General features: G+C 43.0%; 13 protein-coding genes and 1 pseudogene. 6 read left to right on the forward strand and 8 right to left on the reverse strand.

Annotation, left to right across the window (positions count from 1 at the left end):
* Positions 1–41: 41 nt before the first annotated feature.
* Together F6K64_RS19485 and F6K64_RS19490 are read left to right on the forward strand one after the other, a co-directional pair.
* Entirely contained in the window at positions 42–1,028 is a 987-nt protein-coding gene (locus F6K64_RS19485; protein ID WP_008190220.1) for a GntR family transcriptional regulator, read from the forward strand.
* A gap of 765 nt (positions 1,029–1,793) precedes the next feature.
* Positions 1,794–3,005, forward strand: a complete 1,212-nt coding sequence (locus F6K64_RS19490; protein ID WP_008190218.1) for a type IV pilus twitching motility protein PilT — start codon at positions 1,794–1,796, stop codon at positions 3,003–3,005.
* A 307-nt stretch (positions 3,006–3,312) separates the two neighbouring features.
* Here the strand turns inward: F6K64_RS19490 and typA are convergent, their stop codons facing one another.
* The 7 genes from typA to F6K64_RS19525 form a co-directional block, all read right to left on the reverse strand.
* A complete protein-coding gene (typA, locus tag F6K64_RS19495) occupies positions 3,313–5,115 on the reverse strand; it encodes a translational GTPase TypA (protein ID WP_008190216.1) in 1,803 nt (600 codons plus the stop codon).
* 130 nt (positions 5,116–5,245) lie between these two features.
* Positions 5,246–5,458, reverse strand: a complete 213-nt coding sequence (locus tag F6K64_RS19500) for a hypothetical protein (protein WP_131826878.1) — start codon at positions 5,456–5,458, stop codon at positions 5,246–5,248.
* A 77-nt stretch (positions 5,459–5,535) separates the two neighbouring features.
* Positions 5,536–7,296, reverse strand: coding sequence for a peptidoglycan-binding domain-containing protein (locus F6K64_RS19505; protein WP_287263235.1), 1,761 nt, complete (start codon positions 7,294–7,296; stop codon positions 5,536–5,538).
* Positions 7,297–7,471: 175 nt separating this feature from the next.
* The gene (locus tag F6K64_RS19510; RefSeq protein ID WP_154659963.1) at positions 7,472–7,639 is read right to left on the reverse strand and encodes a hypothetical protein; all 168 of its coding nucleotides are present in this window, start codon (positions 7,637–7,639) and stop codon (positions 7,472–7,474) included.
* 297 nt (positions 7,640–7,936) lie between these two features.
* Entirely contained in the window at positions 7,937–10,363 is a 2,427-nt protein-coding gene (locus F6K64_RS19515; protein ID WP_287266067.1) for a hypothetical protein, read from the reverse strand.
* 84 nt (positions 10,364–10,447) lie between these two features.
* Positions 10,448–11,842, reverse strand: coding sequence for an NACHT domain-containing protein (locus F6K64_RS19520; RefSeq protein WP_287266069.1), 1,395 nt, complete (start codon positions 11,840–11,842; stop codon positions 10,448–10,450).
* Positions 11,823–11,951 (reverse strand): hypothetical protein, encoded by a 129-nt coding sequence (locus F6K64_RS19525; protein ID WP_267872112.1) that lies wholly within the window; start codon positions 11,949–11,951, stop codon positions 11,823–11,825. The genes F6K64_RS19520 and F6K64_RS19525 overlap by 20 nt, the downstream gene beginning before the upstream one ends.
* Before the next feature lie 654 nt (positions 11,952–12,605).
* Between F6K64_RS19525 and F6K64_RS19530 the strand changes: the two genes are divergently transcribed.
* The gene (locus F6K64_RS19530) at positions 12,606–13,814 is read left to right on the forward strand and encodes an FG-GAP repeat domain-containing protein (RefSeq protein ID WP_287266072.1); all 1,209 of its coding nucleotides are present in this window, start codon (positions 12,606–12,608) and stop codon (positions 13,812–13,814) included.
* Positions 13,815–13,846: 32 nt separating this feature from the next.
* Entirely contained in the window at positions 13,847–14,005 is a 159-nt protein-coding gene (locus tag F6K64_RS19535; RefSeq protein WP_154659961.1) for a hypothetical protein, read from the forward strand.
* Positions 14,006–14,008: 3 nt separating this feature from the next.
* Here F6K64_RS19535 and F6K64_RS19540 read toward each other — a convergent pair whose 3' ends face one another.
* The gene (locus F6K64_RS19540) at positions 14,009–14,173 is read right to left on the reverse strand and encodes a hypothetical protein (RefSeq protein ID WP_287266074.1); all 165 of its coding nucleotides are present in this window, start codon (positions 14,171–14,173) and stop codon (positions 14,009–14,011) included.
* A 160-nt stretch (positions 14,174–14,333) separates the two neighbouring features.
* Here F6K64_RS19540 and F6K64_RS19545 point away from each other — a divergent pair, with 160 nt between their 5' ends.
* Positions 14,334–14,483: a hypothetical protein gene (locus tag F6K64_RS19545; protein WP_287266076.1), complete on the forward strand. Its 150-nt coding sequence runs from the start codon at positions 14,334–14,336 to the stop codon at positions 14,481–14,483.
* A 138-nt stretch (positions 14,484–14,621) separates the two neighbouring features.
* A pseudogene (gene rimK, locus F6K64_RS19550) lies at positions 14,622–15,398 on the forward strand (30S ribosomal protein S6--L-glutamate ligase); the annotation flags it as partial.
* Between the last annotated feature and the right edge of the window lie 45 nt (positions 15,399–15,443).

Raw genomic sequence — 15,443 nt, forward strand, 5'->3', positions numbered from 1 at the left:
CCATATAATAGTGATAAACAGGGGATTTTGGAGACTCTGTAATGGTTCAGTATCATATTCAACAAGATAGTGAAATACCTGCCTCGAAGCAGCTATTTGACCAAATTCAGTTTGCGATCGCATCCCGACAATATTCCCCAGGTCATAAACTGCCCAGTACTCGTCAGCTAGCCATGGAGACGGGTTTGCACCGCAATACCATCAGCAAGGTATATCGGCAGTTAGAAGAAACAGGACTAGTAGAGTCCCATGCTGGGTCAGGCATTTATGTTAAGGCACAGGGTCATGAAGGGGGTAATCGACGTCAGGTTGGCATTCTTAACCAGTTTTCCCCCGAAGCTTACAAGGTTGTTCAAGATAGCCTCAATCAACTTCTCGGACAAGGTTGCTCCCTTAACCAAGCTAGGGAACTATTTTTGTCGGAGATTGACTGGCGGTTACGGTGTAGCGCTAGGGTACTGGTGACAGTAGAGTCACGAGATCTTGGTGCTGGAGAATTGATGGTGCAGGAGTTAGAACAATCCTTGGGAATCCCGGTGCAGTTGGTGCCAATGGAAGAACTCTCAGAAGCTTTGGATCAAACTCACTCGGCTACAGTAGTTACTAGTCGCTATTTTATCGGTAAAGCAGAAGCGATTGTTGCCCCTAAATCTGTCCGTGTCATCCCTGTTGATATTTATGACTATGAGCCAGAACTTAAGCTAATTAAGAATCTCTCCAAAGGTAGCCGTTTAGGAGTGGTTAGCATCAGTTCTGGGATTTTAAAAATAGTAGAAATTATTATCCATAGTCTACGGGGAGATGAGTTGTTAGTGATGACGGCTCAGATCAAGGACAACTACAAACTAAAAGCTCTGGTTCGCAGTTCCCAGATAATTATTAGCGATCAGGCAAGTTATCAAAGTGTTAAAGATGCCATATTAGCCGCTCGTGAAGATATTATTCGACCACCCAAGGTGATCCGTTGTGAAAACTATATTGGTAGCAAATCGATTAATCTGCTCAAACGGGAACTGGGTTTGGGTTAACTTAAAGGTTTGATGGGATTAAAGCTATGGGATATTATGGATTATACCGCTAAAAATATCAAAATCAAAATATATTGTCCAGTAAACCGTTTTATAACATTAACTCCATCAGCTCAATTAGCTAGTTTAAATTAACTCCTTTAACTTAACTAAAGCAATTAATTATTCGTAAAATCACTGGACTTTTTAAAAACTAGCTCCAACTCTCGTCCCTTCTGCCTTCTACCTTCTGCCGTAAGCATTTAGCCGTCAGCTATCAGCTAGCTATCAGCTAATGCGCTACAGATGGTGCTACAGATGGTGCTATTGAATCAGCTATGCAGAGGTGCGACCCGTGGCGAATTTAATTCGACGACTGTAAACGCACCATTACCGACCTGCGGGGGTTTACCCCACTCACGCTTGGCATCAAGACAACAGGTAAGCATTGCTTTAATCTGAGTTACGTCAGCTGACCGCTGTTCGCTTAGCGTGAGCTAAAAGCTCACGGCTGACCGCTGATAGCTGAATACTTACGCTTAAGTTCTGCTACCTAAGGCTATATATTATAAAATTTAATTAGATCAGATCTAGGTGATGTCTGACAGCAATATCAAAAACCTAGCTGGATTAGTGTGAAAACTTTTTATATAAAGTAAAATTTCTCTAGGGTTGTTCTTTGGTTGGATCACAAGCAACCGAAATTAACTGCCAACAAGAAGATCAGCAAACATCAACGCCCCGACCCGATCAGTCCAGCAAGGGTATCCCTAGGTACATCATATTATGAAGAACACGAATTCTGGTGTAGGAGTGCAAATTGATCAAGAGCCTCAAACTTTCCCATCACCACTTAAACCAGTAGTAGAACTTAACCAGAACCTTAGTCATTCCCCTTCTATCGAGCAAATCGTCGCAGAGGCTCATGGTCACAAAGCTTCTGACATTCATATTCGAGTGGGACAGGTCCCCAGATTTAGGATTCGGGGCAAGATGTATGTGGCTAAACGTCATACCAAGGTCACAGTGGAAGTCTTTGAGGCATACCTCAATGAGATTCTCACTCCGGCTCAGAGGAAGCAGTTTGCTGAAGCCAAAGAACTGGATACTGCTATTTTTTACCCTGGCTTAGTGCGCTGTCGGGTGAATTGTTTTGACTCCCTAAACGGCGGAGCCATTGTGCTGCGATTAATCAGCCTTGATGTTCCTTCAATCGATGATTTAACTCTACCGCAAGTTTTCAAAAAAATAGTTAGCAGGGGTCAGGGAATTATTTTAATTACCGGTCCGACAGGATCAGGTAAATCAACCACTCTTGCGGCTATGATTCGCCATCTCAATGAAACAGAGTACAAACATATTGTTACGATTGAAGACCCGGTTGAATATGTCCACCGCTCCCGAAAGTGCCTGATTAGTCAGCGAGAAGTGGGATTGCACACCCATGAGTTTCACCACGCTCTGCGGTCTGTGTTACGGGAGGATCCCGATATAATTCTAATTGGGGAAATGCGCGATCGCATCACAGTTGATACTGCCCTGCAAGCTGCCCAAACCGGTCATCTGGTCTTGGGTACTCTACACACTCGCAATGCCATCAGCAGTATTAACCGTCTGTTGAATCTCTACAATCCTGATGAACAGTCAGCGATCCGCATCCAGATTGCTGAGTCCCTGTTGGCAGTTATTGCCCAACTCTTAGTACCAACCATCGATAAGGGTCGGATTGCGGTTCATGACATTTTAATCAATACCCCAACTGTACAGGATTACCTGCTTAAGGGAGAAGATGTGGATGTGTTCCGACTGATGGAAACTGAAACCATTGAAGGGATGCAAGTGATGAATCAGGCTCTCTACAACTACCTAATTGATGAAAAAATCACACCCACCGAAGCCCTTAAAGTGTCTCCTGATCCCCAGGCTTTGATACGCCAGATGCGCACTGGTGGTATAGATGCTTCCGCCTCGGCTCGTGATTGGATGAATGAAGGTTAGGAGGTTGTCTGTCAGAATTTAGAATTAAGAATGAAGAATTTAGAATGTAGCATTTAGAATGCAGAATTTAGAATGAAGAATGAAGAATGAAGAATGCAGAATGCAGAATGAAGAATGCAGAAGGCAGAAGGCAGAAGGCAGAAGGCAGAAGGCAGAAGGCAGAATGGTGAATTCCCAATTCTAAATTCTAAATTCTAAATTCCCAATTCTACATTCTTAATTCCCAATTCTACATTCTTAATTCCCAATTCTACATTCTTAATTCCCAATTCTACATTCTACATTCTTAATTCTACATTCTTAATTCTTACCTTTTACCTTGCTTCGCCAACTTCTTCTTAGACAGCTTCCGCAAACGAACTGACTGAGGTGTAATCTCTACCAGTTCATCGGGTCCAATATACTCCAAAGCCCGTTCCAAACTCATCTCCACTGGGGCTTGTAACTGCACTAATTCATCCCCAGTCGCGGAACGATGGTTAGTTAACTGCTTAGTTTTACAGACATTTAGATCTAAATCCTGAGGACGATTGTGTTCCCCAATAATCATGTTTTTGTAAACCTTGGTGCCTGGTTTAATAAAGAATACACCACGGTCTTCTCCATTTTTAAGGGCATAGAAGGTAGCCATCCCTTCTTCAAAGGCTACAATTACTCCATTGCGGCGAGTCTCTAATTCCCCAGTCATGGGACGATATTCTAGGAAGCTATGATTCATGATACCTTCACCTTTGGTCAGGCGAAGGAAGTCCCCCCGGAAACCGACTAAGCCACGGGCAGGAATCACAAAATCGATTTGGGTGCGACCATTGGCACCTACTTGCATATCTTGCATTTCCCCTTTGCGCTGTCCCAAACGCTCGATACAGCTACCAACCGCTTCTTCTGGTACATCTAGCACTAGATATTCAAAGGGTTCACAAGGTTGACCATTGACTTCCCGGTAGATCACTTGGGGTTGGGAAACTTGGAACTCATATCCTTGGCGACGCATGGTTTCGATCAGAATACCCAGGTGTAGCTCTCCACGACCAGATACTAGGAATTTATCGGGGGAGTCAGTGGGTTCTACCCGTAGTGCTACGTTTGTTTCTAATTCTCGGAATAAGCGATCGCGTAATTGTCGCGACGTTACAAAGTCCCCTTCCTTACCGGCAAAGGGCGAATCATTCACGCAGAAGGTCATTTGCAAGGTAGGCTCATCTACCTTAATTAGGGGTAAGGCTTGGGGTTCATTGGGACAAGTAATGGTTTCACCAATATTGGCATCAGCAAACCCAGCTACTGCCACGATATAACCAGCTGATGCTTCTTTTAGGTCAACTCGCTTGAGTCCTTCAAATCCCATCAACTTGGTAACTTTTGCCTGAACTATGTCCCCAGTATCCTTAACTAAAGCAGCTTGTTGACTGGCCTTAATGGTTCCGTTGTGAATTCTGCCAATCACAATCCGACCTAGGTACTCAGAATAGTCCAAGGTGGTGACTTGTAGTTGTAGGGGCTTAGCAGGGTCTCCTACTGGTGGCGGAACATGATGCAAAATTGCTTCAAACAGTGCCTGCATATCTACCGCTTCTGCATCCAAATCTTCTTTGGCGTAGCCTTGTAGACCGGAGGCAAATAGGTAGGGAAACTCACACTGGTCATCGTCTGCTCCTAATTCTAGGAACAGATCCAGGACTTTGTCGATGGCACCATAAGGGTCGGCTTGGGGTCGGTCAATTTTATTGACCACTACAATCGGGCGCAGTCCTTTTTCCAGAGCTTTTTTCAGGACAAATCGGGTTTGAGGCATTGGTCCTTCATTCGCATCCACAATTAGGATGCAGCCATCCACCATACCCAATACCCGCTCTACTTCTCCACCAAAGTCAGCGTGACCGGGAGTATCAACAATATTAATTAGGATGTCTTTGTACCGAACGGCGGTATTCTTAGAAAGAATAGTAATACCCCGCTCCCGCTCTAAATCGTTGGAGTCCATCACGCAGTCTGGAATGTCTTCCCCTTCGCGGAAGATACCGGATTGTTTGAGTAGAGCGTCAACTAGGGTAGTTTTGCCGTGATCGACGTGAGCGATAATAGCAACGTTGCGAATTGGGAGAGTCATACCAGCGCCTGGAAATAGGTAGCAGCAGTTAAAATTTTTTCTAAAGATTTCTTAATAATTCTAGCTTATCTTGGCAAGACCCGAAGAAAAATGGCTGATGCCCGACTTGTAGCATCCGGCTAAGCTAAACCTATGTATAGCAAAGGGAGTAGGGAGTAGGGAGTAGGGAGTAGGGAGTAGGGAGTAGGGAGTAGGGAGTAGGGAACTTCAGATTAAAAATTATCACAATTGATTTAGGTACCCTATCAAATTTATGCACTTTTGAGAAATTTGCGTTCGCGTAGCGTGGCCTACGGCCAATCGCTTTTAGCGGAAGCTTCGCTTCATCGCGTAGCGTGACCAAAGGTCAATCTTTGCTGCTGGTGCCATCAGTTGAGAGTTACCTGTAACTGTAGGCTTACTCGGTCAGTCCTGAATTGATTAACTGCTGACACTGGTAAGCGATCGCGTTTCAGTGGATACCTTCTTCTGGCTTTCAACCGGGGGCTGAGGAGGTGCTGACTCGTTCTCAGCCTTCAAACGCAGAGTAAAGGATTTATCAACATAGATACCTTTGGAATCAGTGCGACGGACAATCACGGTATGGCTGGTGTCTGTTTTGAAATTCATCAAGCTTTGCTCGGTAAGAGCCAGTTTATTCTCCGTCAACATAAACCGCCCGCCAGCATCATCAATTAATGAGTAGGTATACCGTTCTCCTGTTTTTGGGTTAGTCGGGGATAGGATACCAACTACAGTTCCTGGTTTCATCTGCTCAGGGATAGGTTGATCAGCTTGGTCAGACTTTTGGGCTGTTCGGCGGACATTTTCCTGACTTGTGCTGGTATCTTGGTGATGGTTTTGGTTAGCTAAGCTAGCGTTTTGAGCAAGGCGATACAGGTCAGTAAAGAAGTTATTGAGAGGTTGAATCCGCCCCTTAGCTGCTTCGACTTCGACTAAGTCACTGTTGGTCAATTCTTGAATAACGGACGATATAGAAGGGTGGGTAAAACTGTAGAGACCTTCCGCAGGAGATTCCAAAACAGCTGAGAAAGATAGATTCTCTTCACCGATCGATGGTGGTGATTGTTTAAATTTAATCTGATCTAAGGGCAAGAACAACGTAGAGGATTTAGCCAAGTTTAGCTTAGCTGTATTTTCCTTACTATCCTCAACTTGTATCGGTAAACTATTAGGGCTTGTTGCCACTGGGCTGGTGAACAGAAGTAGACCATACTTCCCTAAGCTTAAGTCTTGATTGTTTTGCTCTACAGTTTCCTCTATAGCATCAGTTTCAGAGACTGTTTCAGGGGTTGAGGATTGGTCTATCTCGCTCTCACTGATGGTAGTTAGCAAATCATCCATTGAATAGATGTTTGATTCGCTATCTTCTATGGGCACAATATTGTCAGGTTGCCCTGTTTTTGTAGAGGATTTTCCTATCCTCAGCCGAATCGGAAGCCGATGATAGTTTATCTGTAGTACAATTACTCCCCATCCTCCAAGAGATACCACTGCCCAGCCAAACAACCATAGGTATAGTGGTTTATTGGAGAGGGCGTTCAAGGGGGTTGAACTAACCGATTGATTTGCTAAGGGAGACTCTGCTGTTGAAATAAAATTATCAATGATAGTATCCTGGAGTTCCCCTCTAGTTTCTGGCTGATTTGGGGAAATCTCGATCAACTCCCTCTCTTGAGCAGATAAAAATTCTGAGTGCAATTGTTGTAGAGTTATCCAGGTTATTGGTCCAACTATACCATCCGCATTCAACCCTAGTGCTTGCTGGAATGTAGAGACAGCAGCAAAGGTATTGGAGCCGTATACACCATCCACTGGCTGTTGGTAGTATCCCAACTGTTGCAGTATAGTTTGTAGTCTAGTCACAACTTCCCCTTGGCTACCCAAACGCACTGTTGGGGGCAAGGCTATTTCTTCTGAATACCTTCCCTGGACTGTTTTGAGATTACTGAATCGAGAGTTTTGAGCAAATGCGATCGCTTCTGGAGCACTGATGCTATTGGGGGGTTTCCACTGCCCAGGGGCTTGGTTGAGCTTCTCAGTGGGCATGCAGATACTGCTGTGACTGTAGTTAAGACTAGCAGTGGCATTTTTGCAGTGGCTGTAGGCTAGTAGTAGGAGAGTTGAGGGGTCAGGCATATAGCGTTTGTATCTAGGTTGCAAACACGCTTCTTGCTGCAAAAGGCAAGAGGCAAGAGGAATTCCCCCTAACCGCCCTCAATCAGGGGAGGAGGCAAGAGGGGGAAGAGATCGGGAGTTTTATTCGACAATAAAAAAAGACCTCCTAGGTTTACATCTGATCGAGAAACGCTATAGACAGCACTTTAGTCTAGTAAGCTTTGCAGAATTTATTTTGTTAACCCGGATATTTTGGTGATGAGATTTGTAAAGTTTTGTAAACTATGGTAAAGGGAGCAGGGAGTAGGGAGCAGGGAGTAGGGAACAGGGAACAGGGAGTAGGGAGTAGGGAGTAGGGAGTAGGGAGTAGGGAATAGGTAATAAGGAAAAAATCTCTGTACCTCATAGCTATTAAAAACGCTATATAGCCATTTTCTATCCCATGAGCTACAAAGGGATCCCCCTAAATCCCCCTTAAAAAGGGGGACTTTGAGGTTGATAACCGTACTTTATAAATGCAAGAAACGCTATAAGTAAATATTATTAATTATGCTAGTATAGCATTCAAAAATCAAAAAGCTTTTTCTATCAGACTAGAGCGGTTTCTAGTCTAATCAGGTAGACATTATTTTTACCCTCTTACATTTTATGACTTCACTGCTCCCTACTCCCTACTCCCTACTCCCTTTGCTATAGATTATCGCTATTCACTAGATTGAGTTGAAGAAGGAGATGGAACAGTTGGCGTTGGTGACAGTGACGGCTGCTGATCTATTCTAAAAAATCTTTTTATTTGCTCGTTAAATATCCCATTACCGAATAATCCTATCACTCCCGCAACCACACCAACAATTGTCATAATCCCAAGGATTTTGTTCCATAGATCTCCGCTGCTAGGGTTGGTTTTAGGGTCAGTGACTTTGATAGTATTGCGTTTCCCTTTTCCGATTTTATTTGTAGTAATAGTTTTGCTGTTATTAACACTGCCTCTATTCTTGTTATTGGAATTGGTGATGACATCGCCACCATCCGTGTTGAAAGTCTTCTTTTTAACCATATTGGTTATATCTTTTCCTCCGATGGAAACATTACCACCTTCATTATACAAATCTATATTATATGTACTTTGATTATCTCCCACAGTTTTACTAACTATGGGATCATGATATAATATCGTCTTAATAACGTCTTTTGGCTCAAGTGCATTCCAGGTTTTACGACGCATGGTATCCCTGGCAGATATCAGCCTTTGCTTAAGCCAACGTAGTTCAGGAAATTTTCCAAAAATACGCTCCAATTGATCACAGGCTTGAGGGGTTCCAAAATTTTCCAGTTGCCGTAGAATGTCATCTCTTAATCTAGCCACCTTATCCCTTGGACTGACATTATAACGTACACCATTACTATGATCGGGATCTTCGTGATAGGGATATTGCCTAACCAGCCACATATATAGATCAGCTAACTGTTTCTCATTAAGATTAAGCTCTAAGTGACCCGGAAACGAATAATAGCGATAAGCAACTGACTCAATCAAGTCTCGTCCAAGATTTGGTTCTTGCTCAAGAATCGACCATATACTAGACCAACGGTCAGCAGTTGGGTAGCGGAATAGCAATGTTAAGGCAATCATGACTCTGTCACGTTCATCTTTCTTCAAAGGCAATGGCAATGATATCAATGTTTGGAGATATTCTCTCGCTTTCTCTTTAGCTTCATTCGAGCCATGTTTGAGAAGCTCTTCTAACAGATCCCGCATACAGCTGGGCTTTATGGATTTATTTTTAGCCTTGTCTAAAATAAAATCGCTTAGATGTTTATCCCAACATTTTTTAAATATTCTAATTCTAGATATAGAGTCAAACTGCTGATTTTCTTGATCGATCAGAATATCCAAAGTTTTACACACCTGATCACGAGCCTTTGAGTAAACTATCTTTACTAACTCTAAAAAGTTGTCAGAATCTAGGTTTCCAAGAGGAAAAGCGATGATTACAGGTGCCCAAATGCGCCATGTCTCAGATGGAATAGTTTCAAGAATCTTTGGAGCTTTATTTAGAAGCAACAGAAAAGCTCTACAACCCGCCAAGGCTGGCCGATCACATTCATTCTTACCAATCCAATCAGTATTTATCTCTTTCTGATTTATAATATAGTTTTCGGCACCTTGAATAATTCTAGTGCGAGTAGGTTCATCAGCCTCTTTCCACCCTGGAAGCTTAGTTAAATCAGGTTCAAATTCATTAGAATAGTGTCGGCTGTCTGGCTTAAGAGCCATGTCGATATTCAACCACCACCAAGCTGATAAGTTACCATCTTCTAATTCATTCAATCTAAGAATAACTCTCTCTCTAGGAGGTGGGTCTAATAATTTTTGTTTAGGACGGTTATTCCGAGGTTTGTTTGAAAGTGGTTTTCCCCCTCTAAAAAAATAACTAAAGTTTTGACAACACTCTTTATAATTATTATTTATGTAATAATTATAAATAATCCAATCAATCTCTTCTTTATTATTTAGCTGCAATTGACGGTAGATGGAAATCGCAAAATATTTATATGATTTATCCGATTTTGAGCCAAGCCTTGGAGTTAGGTAGATATCTCCTATTAAATTTAATACAAATTCTAATAGAGGATCCGATTCAATCATCACTAAATTAACTAGTGCTTTTAAAAGCTTCATACTCTTACCCTCTTCTTTTAGAAAATCAGATTTTAATCTTGGTTCCCTCCGCCATTTTTCTTGAAGCATTGGTACAAGTGTATTCTTGAGAAACCGTTGGTAAGAGCTATCAACAAGATTTATTTTTTTTGGAGGAGTTAAGGCATCAAACAACTCATCATCTGTCAAATAATTGCGCTTATTATTACACAGTGCTTGTAGGCAACAACCCTTAAGCCTGTCGTCCTCATCCTCCGGAAGCGGATTAAGGGCTAACGGTTTGAGTTTGAGTCTTGAATTCTTATCTCCAATCTCCCCAATAGCTTGAACAGCACTAATCCTAAGTTCAATTTTTTCCTCTGAATCAGTTGCTAACGTAACCAATTCATTTTGGAGTTTATTCACTTCACAAACTTCAGCAATCTTGATAGCTGTATCTCGTGCATCACTTGGCTTACTTGCATCCACAATATATGGACGAAGCTGTTCCGCAAGGTTAGGATGTTTTAGTTTCTCGTGTAAGCGGTAGTTAATATTTTGAGCAACAAAGATTTATTGTTCAGACTGCATCAATAAATAGGAAACTACCGCTTCTTGCACAGTACCATCTGGAGGTAGATCGCTCAGAAGTAACACATCAGGATCAGTGCTAAGAATTACCTCACGTATCTCAGGTATCATAGTCGCTAACCATGCAGCAGTTTCATGGAGCTGAGGAATCAATTTCTGCTCAGGGTCTTCATCCTCAGATAAATAGAAAAGACTCTGGAATAAGGACACAGATACATTATGTTCCTTCAAATACCATGCTGCTAGAAACTCAGCATAGGTCTGATGAGACCACCCTATCAGCTTTTCACCACGGGATGAGAACAAGCCAGTATCTAAAACCTCTTTGATAGCTGGTTCAGTGATATCAAAATTTTTGCTATTAGCAACTTCCTCCCCAATGCAGAGATTTTCAATTAGAACTAGCTCATCTTTAGATGGAGCACAATCTGCATATGTTCCATTACAAACACCAAATCGATTGGCAAAAATTGTAACAGCCGCAATCCGAGCAGCAATGATCAGGCGCTGGTCTGGATCGAGACCACCCATAGCACGTGAGTCACGACGGCTAGAATTACTTTCTTCGCATAAACAGCGACAGCCATCAAGATAAATTTCATCAATCCTCTTATTTTCGAGAGACTGACCACGATCACCGTAACTCTTCATCAGAAAGTTTAGGGTGATCGGCTTGATAGCTAGGGGGACGAGGTTTTTTCTAGAAACTTCTTCTAAGAAAGATTCTGGATCAATTCCGTTAGCTTCTGCTGCTTTAACAACATCTTGACGACGAAGTGGAACTAGCTGATATATTCCTAGGGAATCTTCCCCAAAAATTTCCTTTAGTTCTGACTCAAGCACAGATGGTAAGACAGCTGTTCTACAAGCAATCCGAAGAGTTAAACGGTTAACATCTTCCTTATAATACTTAAGCTCATCAACTAAAATTGCTGCCACTGTTTCTAGTCGTAAAAGGCATTCATCAAGACTATCTAAAAATATGTGGAGCCGTTCGCGTAGCGTGGCCGAAAGGCCATGGCTACCAGATTGCCACCTAATAAATTTTGGGCTTTCAAACAGTTTCTTATTGAGTTTATCTTCCGTAGAAACTGATCGAAGATCAAGTGACAGAATTTCATCGTCTGTATTTTCAAGCTCAGCAGTCACCTTATCTTCTTCCTCCTTCATGGCTTGAGTCTTGCCGATGCCCGGTTCACCGAGGAGTATGAGGCAGGGTATTTCAGAAATTTCCCTAAAGGTTACCAACTTAGGATTGGGATTGTAACCGTTGACCGATTTAACGTCTGGATCGGATAAGTAACCATCATAGCCTAAATCGAAGCGCTCAGAGGGAGAACACCAAAATCGCTGCCAGTTATAAGTCTGATTCGACATGCTGTAGGGTTAACAGAATAGACAAGGTTTTTTCTTGATGCAGTCGCTCATGGGGGAAACCCCCAAGACCGCTTAGGTGCGCTTTCCGTTGGCGAATTAAATTCGCCACGGGTCGCACCTCTGCATCGCTTCCTAGGATAACAAGAAAAATCTCTAGCAATCCGTGTAGGAATTGTGATAATTTTTGATCCGAAGTTCCCTATTCCCTGTTCCCTTTCCTATACCTTACCGAATTAAAACCGGCTATATTATAGCAGCTGATTTTTATAATAGCATTTAACTATGCCACTTTTTAAAGTGACATAATTTCAAAACAGATCCAAAATCTATCATGGTAGAAAATAATCTAGTGTGCAATCTCCACCATCTACATAAAAGACACACTTGTGTAATCGACACAAGATCAGACCAGGCTGCATTTAAACCAAAAACTGCATTCTACCAATAGTTTTGCTCAATACATTGGGAATTCTTAGAGCAATTCCTAACAGTTATGCCAAAGGTATTTTTAGCAAACCACTAGTTGATTAGCTGTTAATTTAAGCTATCAGCTATCAGCTAATGCGCTACGTGCACGCTACTTGAGGTGCTACTTGAGGTGCTATCAGCCTATGGGCTACGTGCAATGGGGGTTTTCCCCAGATTTTCAATTTTATTTTAAGCTGACCGCTGACCGCTGACCGCTGACCGCTGACGGCTGACAGTTTACTGTCAACAGTTACCAATCAACAAAACGCGCTTCATCTAAAACAGGAAAACAACCATGAAAATCGAAGCAGAAAACTCAACTCGCGTTACCCTACAAAATTACGAGGTTTTTGATAATGATAGTGCTTCAGGCTCTAAAGCAGTCAGAATCCAAGACATTGAAACCAACGGCATAATCAGAATTGACTGGACAGAAAGTGATGGTGTTGCTGGCAAATACCATATCGGTATTGCTCACTTTGATGAAGTAGATGGAAAAGCTAAACTAATACTACGGGTTAATGGTATTGACATTGACACCTATACTTTGGAGAAAAACCTTGGTGGAGATGGACCCAACCCCCTTAACTATGTCGGTTTCACTGACTCTCTCAGCAATAGTGATCCTAATCCAAATCCTATCTTTAAAGATGTACAACTTGCCCCAGGCGATCGCATCGAAATTGTTGTAGAGGCAGATAGTCTTGATAATGAGACCTTCGAGTTAGGGCGAATTGACGCCATTGAATTTACTTCCGCTGAAGTGGATCTGTTTTGGCATAATTCTCAGACTGGTGCCATGGGAGCTTGGCGGATGCATGGGGTAATGGGTACTGACCTAGATGAGGCAGTGACGATTCAAATGGAATCCGTTAACAGTGACTGGGAGATTCGTGCTGCTGGAGACTTCAACGGTGATAGCCACAAAGATCTGGTTTGGCGCAATACCGCTAATGGAGACATTGGTATCTGGTTAATGAAGGGTTCCCAGTTCCAAGAAGCAGTATCCATCGTCCCAGTCTCAGACCTCAACTGGAAAATCCATGGCACAGGAGATTTCAACGGTGATCAGCAAACCGATCTGCTGTGGCGTAATCACTCCACTGGCGAAAATGCAGTTTGGCTGATGAATGGCACTGAGCCGATTCAGGGAGTACTAATCAAATCAGAATCAGCGAACAGTAAATGGAAGATGGTTGGTGCCGGAGACTTTGATGGAAATGATAATACGGATATTCTCTGGCTTAATACTGAAAACCAAAATCTTTACTACTGGCGCATGGCAGGTACCGATTACATAGAATCAGTATTTGTTAATAATGCACCCTTTGACAACACCTGGAAAATTCAAGGAGTTATGGATTTTGACGACAATGCTTACGATGACATTTTCTGGAGCAATACTGTTGACGGCAAGACAGGGATGTGGATGATGCATGAAAACGGTTACGACCGACCAGTAATCGCTGAGTCGGTAGATTTGAGCTGGGAAGGCCATGCCTGAAGTGACATGTGTTGACCGTTAACTGTTGACGCTTGAGTGTCAACAAACAGCGCTTAATCAAATTATGCGATCGCGTAGCGGCTCGTACCGAGCATCGCGTAGCGTGGCCTACGGCCAATCGCACTGCTGACTTGCTGCCGTTTACAATCAATTGGTCACACACCAATGGGGCGCATCCCGTGCGCCCCTAAGAGTTATTTTTCTTCTATAGCGTTGATGATATAGAGTAAACTAAATGAAAATTGCGATCTTATCCCTAAATGCTGCCTTATAGCGTTTATCACAGTTATGAGGTACAGTCTCCTGGGAAGCTGATTCCCTGTTAGGTGCGCTCTTACTTGGCGAATTAAATTCGCCACGGGTCGCACCTCTTGATGCAGCGCATCCCTATTCCCTATTCCCTATTCCCTATTCCCTATTCCCTATTCCCTATTCCCTATTTCCTCTTCTTTCTTCCCAGATCCGCTGTTCCGGTGATCCGCTGTTCCCTAAAATCCCGAAATTGTGTACCTCATAGCTATGATAATTGCTATATATTCTACCCGACGGTTGAAGGATGCTGGGGAAAAGCGGGGTCATGAAATGCGGGTGATTGACTATATGCGCTGTTACCTGAATATTACAGCTCACAAGCCAATGGTAATGTATAGCAGTCGCCAGGGCAGTTAGGACATGACAAAAGTCTCACACCCTTTGTAAGCGATGCAGCGCGGTCTTGGGGGTTTCCCCCATGAGCGACTGCATCAAGAAGCGCAAGAGTTTGACTTCTGACAAATGACAAATGACTTCTGACTTCTGCTAGATCAGGGAAAACCTTTAGAAAACTTTGATGCCATTATTCCCCGGATCGGGGCATCAAAGACCTTCTATGGCACCGCTGTTGTACGGCAGTTTGAAGTGATGGATGTTTTTAGTGCTAATCCAACTCAGGCAATTTCCCGCTCCCGTGATCAACTACGCTCTCTTCAGATCCTTTCTCGTGAAGGTATTGGTTTGCCCGTAACTGGCTTTGCCCATTCAACCCAAGATATTGACGGTTTAATCGAGATGGTAGGTGGTGCTCCTTTGGTTATTAAACTATTGGAGGGTACCCAAGGCATTGGGGTGGTACTGGCAGAAACCCATCAAGCTGCCAAGTCCGTTATTGAAGCCAATCGCTGTTTAGACGCCAATATTTTAGTCCAAGAATTTATCAAAGAAGCAGGGGGTATGGATATTCGCTGCCTTGTGATTGATAGTAAGGTAGTGGCATCAATGAAGCGACAGGGAGCAGAAGGGGAATTCCGCTCGAACCTACACCGAGGGGGAACAGCAGAAAAAATCCAGTTAACCCCTGAAGAGCGTAGCACAGCAATTCGTGCTGCTAAAGCCATGGGATTACGCATAGCTGGGGTAGACATGGTACGCTCCAATCATGGTCCGCTAGTGTTGGAAGTTAATTCTTCACCAGGACTAGAAGGAATTGAAAAGGCGACTGGGGTGGATGTGGCGGGGAAGATTATTGAATTTTTGGAAAAAAGTGCTGCGAATGATAAAAAAGGTACACCTCGCAGTGGAGCTGTTCGCGATCGCATCAAGTATTAAATTGTGATTTAATTGTGATTTAATTGTGATTAAATTTTCAGCAAG

The sequence above is a fragment of the Moorena sp. SIO3A2 genome (assembly GCF_010672265.1).
GTDB classification, from domain to species: Bacteria; Cyanobacteriota; Cyanobacteriia; order Cyanobacteriales; family Coleofasciculaceae; genus Moorena; species Moorena producens.

Excerpts from the sequence above, each read along its gene's own strand:
- F6K64_RS19485 (WP_008190220.1), top strand. The coding sequence starts at position 42 with ATGGTTCAGTATCATATTCAACAAGATAGTGAAATACCTGCCTCGAAG.
- F6K64_RS19490 (WP_008190218.1), top strand. The coding sequence starts at position 1,794 with ATGAAGAACACGAATTCTGGTGTAGGAGTGCAAATTGATCAAGAGCCT.
- typA (WP_008190216.1), bottom strand. The coding sequence starts at position 5,115 with ATGACTCTCCCAATTCGCAACGTTGCTATTATCGCTCACGTCGATCAC.
- F6K64_RS19510 (WP_154659963.1), bottom strand. The coding sequence starts at position 7,639 with ATGAGGTACAGAGATTTTTTCCTTATTACCTATTCCCTACTCCCTACT.
- F6K64_RS19520 (WP_287266069.1), bottom strand. The coding sequence starts at position 11,842 with ATGTCGAATCAGACTTATAACTGGCAGCGATTTTGGTGTTCTCCCTCT.
- F6K64_RS19530 (WP_287266072.1), top strand. The coding sequence starts at position 12,606 with ATGAAAATCGAAGCAGAAAACTCAACTCGCGTTACCCTACAAAATTAC.
- F6K64_RS19545 (WP_287266076.1), top strand. The coding sequence starts at position 14,334 with ATGATAATTGCTATATATTCTACCCGACGGTTGAAGGATGCTGGGGAA.